Here is a 7,866-nt window from a genome sequence, read left to right on the forward strand (position 1 = left end):
GGTAGCTCCTTGTTTTCTATTCGCAGCGGTCTTAATGACGTTCCAGATCGATATCGATACCGAGGGAGCGGATCTCCTTGGTCAACACGTTGAACGACTCGGGCATGCCCGCATCGATCTTGTGGTCGCCCTTGACGATGTTCTCGTAGACCTTGGTACGTCCGTTCACGTCATCGGACTTCACGGTCAACATCTCTTGCAGGATGTAGGCCGCGCCGTAAGCTTCCAGTGCCCAGACTTCCATCTCACCGAAGCGCTGACCGCCGAACTGCGCCTTACCACCCAGCGGCTGTTGTGTGACCAGCGAGTACGGGCCGGTGGAACGCGCGTGCATCTTGTCGTCGACCAGGTGATGCAGCTTCAGCACGTGCATGTAACCGACGGTGACCTTGCGGTCGAATGCGTCGCCGGTGCGTCCGTCATACAACTGGATCTGACCGGAGATCGGCAAGTCGGCCAAGGCCAACAACTCCTTGATCTCCTCTTCGCTGGCACCGTCGAACACCGGCGTCGCGAACGGCACACCTGCACGCAGGTTGCGGCACAGCTCGACCACTTCGTCGTCGGTCAGCGCGGCGACTTCATCGCCCTGCTCGCCCTTGTAGATCTTGCCGATGAACTTGCGCAGATCGGCGACCTTGGCCTGCTGCTCCAGCATGACCGCGATCTTCTTGCCCAGACCCTTGGCGGCCCAGCCCAGGTGAACTTCCAGCACCTGACCGATGTTCATACGCGACGGCACGCCCAGCGGGTTCAGCACGATATCGACCGGCGTACCGTCGGCCATGTGCGGCATGTCTTCCACCGGCACGATGCGCGAAACCACACCCTTGTTACCGTGACGACCGGCCATCTTGTCACCAGGCTGCAGACGACGCTTCACAGCCACGTACACCTTGACCATTTTCTGCACGCCGGCTTGCAACTCATCACCTTGTGTCAGTTTTTTCTTCTTCAGCTCGAATGCGGCGTCGAATTCGACACGCTTCTGTGCCAGACCTTCTTTCATCTGCTCCATCTGCGATGCGACGGCTTCGTCTGCAACGCGGATGTCGAACCAATGATGATGCTCAACGCTGGTCAAGTATTCCTTGTTCAGCTTGGTACCCTTGGCCAGCTTCTTTGGACCGCCGTTGGCAACCTTGTTGTGCAACAGTTTTTCCAAACGGGCGAACACGTCACCTTCAACGATGCGCATCTGGTCTGCCAGATCCTTCTTGTAACGCTCCAGCTGATCGTCGATGATCTGCTGGGCACGTTTGTCGCGTTGCAGACCTTCGCGAGTGAACACTTGCACGTCGATCACAGTACCGGTCATGCCGGCCTTCACGCGCAGCGACGTATCCTTCACGTCAGATGCTTTCTCGCCGAAGATCGCGCGCAGCAGCTTCTCTTCCGGTGTCAGTTGAGTCTCGCCCTTCGGTGTGACCTTACCGACCAGCACGTCACCCACGCCGACTTCAGCACCGATGTGCACGATGCCGGACTCGTCCAGACGGCCCAGTTGTGCTTCGGACAGGTTGGGGATGTCGCGCGTGATCTCTTCGGTACCCAGCTTGGTATCGCGAGCCATCACGGTCAGTTCTTCGATGTGCACGGAAGTGAAGCGGTCTTCTGCCACCACGCGCTCGGAGATCATGATTGAGTCTTCGTAGTTGTAGCCGTTCCACGGCATGAACGCGATCATCATGTTCTGGCCCAGCGCCAGTTCGCCCATGTCGGTCGAAGCACCGTCGGCCACCACGTCACCGCGGGCGATCACATCGCCCACGCGCACCAGCGGACGCTGGTTGATGTTGGTGTTCTGGTTGGAGCGGGTGTACTTGGTCAGGTTGTAGATGTCCACACCGACTTCGCCGGCTGTTGTCTCATCGTCATTGACGCGCACCACGATACGACCGGAGTCCACGTAGTCCACGCGACCACCGCGCCATGCTTGCACGGCAGTACCGGAGTCGACCGCAACAGTGCGCTCGATGCCGGTACCGACCAGCGCCTTCTCTGCGCGCAGCACAGGCACCGCCTGACGTTGCATGTTGGCACCCATCAAAGCACGGTTCGCGTCGTCGTGTTCCAGGAACGGGATCAGCGAAGCCGCAACGGACACCACCTGCGCCGGTGCCACGTCCATGTACTCGATGTTCTCCGGCTCGGCCAGCACGAATTCGTTGTGCTGACGGGCAGACACGATGTCATTAGTGAAGTGGCCCTTCTTGTCCAGCTCCGCATTCGCCTGGGCGATGGTGAACTTGCCTTCTTCAATGGCGGACAGATAATCCACATCATCCAGCGCACGACCTTTAGCCACCTTGCGATAAGGTGTCTCGATGAAGCCGTATTCATTGGTGCGTGCGTACAGCGCCAGCGAGTTGATCAGGCCGATGTTCGGACCTTCCGGTGTCTCGATAGGGCACACGCGACCGTAGTGGGTCGGGTGCACGTCGCGCACTTCGAAGCCCGCGCGTTCGCGCGTCAGACCGCCAGGTCCCAATGCGGAGATACGACGCTTGTGCGTCACTTCCGCCAGCGGGTTGGTCTGGTCCATGAACTGCGACAACTGGGAAGAACCGAAAAACTCCTTCACTGCAGCCGAGATCGGCTTGGCGTTGATCAGATCGTGCGGCATCAGGTTGTCGGCTTCCGCTTGACCCAGACGCTCCTTCACTGCGCGCTCGACGCGTGCCAGTCCGACGCGGAACTGGTTCTCAGCCAGCTCGCCCACGGCGCGCACACGACGGTTACCCAAGTGGTCGATGTCGTCGATCTCGCCGCGGCCGTTGCGCAGTTCGACCAAGATCTTGACCACGTCCACGATATCTTCGTTGGACAGCGTGGAGGCGCCGGTCAGTTCTTCGCGGCCGACGCGGCGATTGAACTTCATACGACCGACGACCGACAGGTCGTAGCGTTCTTCATTGAAGAACAGGCCATTGAACAGACCTTCCACTGCATCCTCAGTGGGCGGCTCGCCGGGACGCATCATGCGATAGATCGCCACGCGCGCAGACCACTGATCGGTGGTCTCATCGGCACGCAGCGTCTGCGAGATGTAAGCACCCTGATCCAGCTCGTTGGTGTACAGAGTCTGGATCTTGGTAATACCCGCCTGGCTCAATGTCTCCAGCAGCGTTTCGGTGATCTCGTCGTTGGCATTGGCGATGATCTCGCCACTTTCTGTGTCAACCACGCTATGTGCCAGTACGCGGCCAATCAGGAAATCGGTGCCCACGAACAGTTTGTCGATGCCAGCTTCCTGCATCTCGCGGATATGGCGCACGGTGATGCGCTTGTCCTGCGCGACGATCAGCTTGCCGCCCTTGCCTTCGATGTCAAAACGGGCGATCTCGCCGCGCAGACGCTCGGGCACCACTTCGAATTGAATACCCTTTTTGCCAAAATGGAACGTGTCGAACTGGAAGAACGCCGACAGGATCTCTTCCGGCGTATAGCCGATAGACTTGAGCAGGATAGTCACCGGCATCTTGCGGCGACGGTCGATACGGAAATAGGCGAAGTCCTTGGCGTCGAACTCGAAGTCCAACCAGGAGCCGCGGTAAGGGATCACGCGAGCGGAGAACAACAGCTTGCCGGAGGAATGGGTCTTGCCGCGGTCATGCTCAAAGAACACGCCGGGAGAACGGTGCAGCTGCGACACGATGACGCGCTCGGTACCGTTGATCACGAAAGAACCAGTGTTGGTCATCAATGGGATCTCGCCCATATAGACTTCCTGCTCTTTCACTTCTTTAACTGTCGGCTTTGAAGCTTCCTTGTCCAGAATGGTCAGGCGCACACGCGCACGCAAGGGAGAAGCATAGGTCAGACCGCGCTGTTGGCACTCGCGCACATCGAACGGCGGCATGCCCAGCTGATAGCTGACGAAGTCCAGACGTGCGAACTTGTTGTGGCTTTCGATCGGGAAGATGGAGTTGAAAGCGGCTTGCAGGCCTTCGTTCTTGCGCGCTTCGGGAGCGGCCCAAGCTTGCAGGAAAGCGCTATACGACTCCAACTGGGTGGAAAGGAGGAAGGGCACCGGCAAAGCGCCTTTGCGTTTTGCAAAACTCTTACGTATGCGTTTTTTTTCGGTGAAAGAGTAGCTCATATAATCTCCACGACAGTTGGACAACTAGGTTTGCGAACTCGCGCCCGATGGCGCAAGCCTGATGCAATTTTCAAATACCTCCCGGATTTTCCGGGAGACAGTTGAAGACAGGGGGTAAAGAGCGGTGTTTTGCCCACTAGCCGCTGGCTTCAAGCCGGTTATTTCTGTTTCGCTTTCAGAAGCGGCAAAAGGCTGACGGCAGTACCGTCAGCCTTTCACACAACGCAATGCTTACTTGACTTCAGCAGTTGCGCCAGCTTCGATCAGCTGCTTGGCGACCGCATCAGCGTCCGCCTTGCTTACGCCTTCCTTGATCACTTTGGGAGCGCCGTCGACCAGATCCTTGGCTTCTTTCAAGCCCAGGCCGGTGATGGTGCGCACAACCTTGATCACGTTGACCTTGGATTCACCAGCGCCGGTCAGGGTCACAGTGAACTCGGTCTGCTCGGCGGCGGCTGCACCACCGGCGGCAGCGCCACCAGCAGCAGGAGCAGCCATTGCAGCAGCGGACACGCCAAACTTCTCTTCAACGGCCTTTACCAGCTCGTTCAGTTCCAGTACGGACATGCCGTCCAGTGCTGCCAAAAATGCGTCTTTATCAAATGCCATGTTGTTCTTCCTAATTTGAGTGATTGATTGATTAAGCAGCAGCGCCGGCCTTCTTTTCGGACAGGGCATTCAAAACGATTGCCATGCTCGTGATCGGCGACTTCATGACGCCCAACAACTGCGCCAACAGCACTTCCTTGCTCGGTATGCTTGCCAACGCAGCAACTGCAGCCGCATCCAACACCTTACCGTTGTAAGCACCGGCCTTGATGACCAACTTGCTGTTCGTCCTGGCGAATTCGTGCACCACCTTCGCAGCAGCGACCGCATCGGAACTGATGCTGTACACCAACGGACCGACCAAAGTATCGGCCAGACCTTCGAAGGGAGTGCCCTGTACTGCACGACGCACCAGTGTGTTCTTCAACACATGGAAATACACCCCGTTGTTACGTGCATTCGCACGCAAGGTGGTGATTTCAGCAACTGGGATGCCGCGGTACTCTGCCACGACGATGGTCTGAGCCTGCGCCACTTGTGCGCTGACTTCTGCGACCACTGCCTGCTTTTCTTGCAGATTAAGAGCCAAAGTCTTTCTCCATCTTGTTTCGGGTAAACCCGAGTTAACGACCGCGTCCTCAAGTCAGGAGAATCAAACAACCATTCCTGCTCGCGGGCACACCATCTGCGTGGGTTGACGAGACTTCCGTCGATTAAGTCTAGAGCCGACTGCGCCTTCGACACCTACGGTCTTTGATGCTGCCAGCCACGCCAGCAGTCCAAAGAGCAAATGACGCCGGGGTTTCCCCCGACATCAGATTCAAATCACTTACGCAGCCAGACTGGCCTGCTCGATACGGATACCAACGCCCATGGTGCTGGAGACCGCCACCTTCTTCAGGTAGATACCTTTGGAAGAAGCCGGTTTGGCCTTGTTCAGCGCATCGATCAGGGCCAGCATGTTCTCCTTTAGCGCTTCAGGCGCAAAGGATGCACGACCGATGGTGCACTGGATGATGCCGTTCTTGTCGGTACGGTATTGCACCTGGCCAGCCTTGGCGTTCTTCACCGCGCCTGCAACATCAGGCGTTACGGTGCCGACCTTGGGGTTAGGCATCAAACCGCGCGGACCGAGGATCTGACCCAACGCGCCGACGATACGCATCGCATCCGGAGAGGCGATGACCACGTCGAAATCCATCTTGCCAGCCTTGATGCTCTCGGCCAGATCGTCGAAACCGACGATGTCTGCACCAGCAGCCTTGGCTTCTTCAGCCTTGGCACCTTGTGCGAACACTGCCACGCGCATGGTCTTGCCGGTGCCCTTGGGCAGCACGACAGAACCACGAACCAGCTGGTCGGATTTCTTGGCATCGATGCCCAGATTCACTGCCACGTCAATGGACTCATCGAACTTGGCCTTGGCGGTCTGCTTGACCAGCGCCAGCGCTTCTTCCAATGGATACAGCTTGGTGCGATCCACTTGCGCGGCGAGTGCCTGATAACGTTTGGAAACTTTTGCCATGATTATTTCACCCCTTCCACAGTGATGCCCATGCTGCGCGCGCTACCGGCGATGGTGCGCACTGCCGCATCCAGATCAGCCGCTGTCAGGTCGGGCTGCTTGGTCTTGGCGATGTCTTCAGCCTGTTGACGGGTCAGATTACCGACCTTGGTGGTGTGCGGCACTGCACTACCCTTCTGGATGCCGGCGGCCTTCTTGATCAGAATGGTCGCAGGCGGTGTCTTCATCACGAAGGTGAAGCTCTTGTCCGCATAGGCAGTGATCACGCAAGGGATCGGCAGGCCGGGCTCGACGCCCTGGGTCTGCGCGTTGAACGCCTTGCAGAATTCCATGATGTTCAGGCCGCGCTGACCGAGAGCGGGTCCGATGGGAGGACTGGGATTGGCCTTACCGGCCGGTACTTGCAGCTTGATATAGCCGACGATTTTCTTTGCCACGTTGCTACTCCTTTTCAGTGGGTTAAACGCATATCGCTACTACACCGATACGCTCCCCGTTACACAGGCCGGAAATTCCGGCGCTCGATCAGGCTTTTTCGACTTGCCCGAAATTCAGCTCGACCGGCGTGGACCGGCCAAAAATTGTTACTGCGACACGCAGCTTGCTCTTGTCGTAATTCACGTCTTCCACCATGCCATTGAAGTCCGTGAACGGACCTTCCTTGACACGCACCGACTCGCCCACCTCGAACAGCACCTTGGGACGCGGCTTTTCCACGCCCGCCTGCATCTGTTCCATGATGGTGTCGACTTCTTTTTGCGAGATCGGGGAAGGCTTCATGGCACTGCCGCCGAGGAAACCGGTCACCTTGGGCAGGCTCTTCACCAGATGCCAGGTGTCGTCGGTCATTTCCATCTCGACCAGCATATAGCCCGGGAAGAACTTGCGCTCACTGATGCTTTTCTGGCCGGACTTCAGCTCGACCACTTCTTCCACCGGAACCAGCACCTGGCCGAACATATCCTGCATGCCAGTGCGCTCGATACGCTCCAGCAGCGCGCGCTGCACACTCTTCTCGAATTGCGAATAGGTGTGTACTACATACCAACGCTTGGCCATCAATCCCCCCGTCCCATCAATTTGTTGACGACCATCAGCAGACTTGCATCCACCGCCCACAGGAACAGCGCCATGACGATAGCGAACAAGATCACCACACCGGTGGTCTGCATGGTCTCTTTACGTGTCGGCCATACCACGCGCTTGGCCTCGGCAACAGAATCCCCCGCAAAGCCGAAGAAACGCTTGCCCTGCGACGAAGTCCAGAAGACCCCGGCCGCAGCCAATACGCCGAACAACACCGAGGCGACGCGCAGCACTGCCGCAGCATCACCCAATGCGTAAAAGCCGACCACCCCTGCTGCGATGAACAGGAAAGCGACCAGCAACTTGATTTTGTCAGCCATTTACGTCCGTTCTACTTTTTTAACTGGCAGGCCAGGAGGGTCTCGAACCCCCAACCCTCGGTTTTGGAGACCGATACTCTACCAATTGAGCTACTGGCCTATTTAAACCCTACAAACGACAAGGGCGGAGCGACGAATCGCCCCGCCAGAATCGCAGCTATTACTCGAGAACCTTGGCAACCACACCGGCGCCGACGGTACGACCGCCTTCGCGGATCGCGAAGCGCAGACCTTCTTCCATCGCGATCGGGTTGATCAGGTTCACTGTGATCGATACGTTGTCA

The 7,866-nt window shown here is 57.7% G+C and carries 8 protein-coding genes and 1 tRNA gene; all 9 read right to left on the minus strand.

The genetic code is table 11. From position 1 onward, the window contains the following. Positions 1-31 precede the first annotated feature (31 nt). Positions 32-4,102 (minus strand): DNA-directed RNA polymerase subunit beta, encoded by a 4,071-nt coding sequence (gene rpoB / locus ACYCZ5_RS07435; protein ID WP_461544153.1) that lies wholly within the window; start codon positions 4,100-4,102, stop codon positions 32-34. A 231-nt stretch (positions 4,103-4,333) separates the two neighbouring features. After that, positions 4,334-4,711, minus strand: coding sequence for a 50S ribosomal protein L7/L12 (gene rplL, locus ACYCZ5_RS07440; RefSeq protein ID WP_461544154.1), 378 nt, complete (start codon positions 4,709-4,711; stop codon positions 4,334-4,336). Between the two features lie 31 nt (positions 4,712-4,742). Further along, complete coding sequence (gene rplJ / locus ACYCZ5_RS07445) at positions 4,743-5,240, minus strand: 50S ribosomal protein L10 (RefSeq protein WP_461544155.1); 498 nt, start codon at positions 5,238-5,240, stop codon at positions 4,743-4,745. A 240-nt stretch (positions 5,241-5,480) separates the two neighbouring features. Beyond that, positions 5,481-6,176 (minus strand): 50S ribosomal protein L1, encoded by a 696-nt coding sequence (gene rplA, locus ACYCZ5_RS07450; protein WP_461544156.1) that lies wholly within the window; start codon positions 6,174-6,176, stop codon positions 5,481-5,483. A gap of 2 nt (positions 6,177-6,178) precedes the next feature. Then, positions 6,179-6,613 (minus strand): 50S ribosomal protein L11, encoded by a 435-nt coding sequence (gene rplK / locus ACYCZ5_RS07455; RefSeq protein WP_461544157.1) that lies wholly within the window; start codon positions 6,611-6,613, stop codon positions 6,179-6,181. Between the two features lie 88 nt (positions 6,614-6,701). Then, a complete protein-coding gene (gene nusG, locus ACYCZ5_RS07460; protein WP_461544158.1) occupies positions 6,702-7,235 on the minus strand; it encodes a transcription termination/antitermination protein NusG in 534 nt (177 codons plus the stop codon). Next, the gene (secE, locus tag ACYCZ5_RS07465) at positions 7,235-7,582 is read right to left on the minus strand and encodes a preprotein translocase subunit SecE (protein ID WP_461544159.1); all 348 of its coding nucleotides are present in this window, start codon (positions 7,580-7,582) and stop codon (positions 7,235-7,237) included. Before secE ends, nusG begins: the two co-directional genes overlap by 1 nt. Positions 7,583-7,606: 24 nt before the next feature. Continuing rightward, positions 7,607-7,682: transfer RNA gene (locus ACYCZ5_RS07470), tRNA-Trp, on the minus strand. A 60-nt stretch (positions 7,683-7,742) separates the two neighbouring features. Further along, positions 7,743-7,866, minus strand: a 124-nt coding sequence (locus ACYCZ5_RS07475) for an EF-Tu C-terminal domain-related protein (protein ID WP_461544172.1), incomplete at its 5' end; no start/stop codon positions are given.

Source organism: Sideroxydans sp. (assembly GCF_054604835.1).

Bases quoted from the DNA above. Each gene is read 5' to 3' on its own strand.
- rpoB (WP_461544153.1), bottom strand. From the start codon at position 4,102: ATGAGCTACTCTTTCACCGAAAAAAAACGCATACGTAAGAGTTTTGCA.
- rplL (WP_461544154.1), bottom strand. From the start codon at position 4,711: ATGGCATTTGATAAAGACGCATTTTTGGCAGCACTGGACGGCATGTCC.
- rplA (WP_461544156.1), bottom strand. From the start codon at position 6,176: ATGGCAAAAGTTTCCAAACGTTATCAGGCACTCGCCGCGCAAGTGGAT.
- nusG (WP_461544158.1), bottom strand. From the start codon at position 7,235: ATGGCCAAGCGTTGGTATGTAGTACACACCTATTCGCAATTCGAGAAG.
- secE (WP_461544159.1), bottom strand. From the start codon at position 7,582: ATGGCTGACAAAATCAAGTTGCTGGTCGCTTTCCTGTTCATCGCAGCA.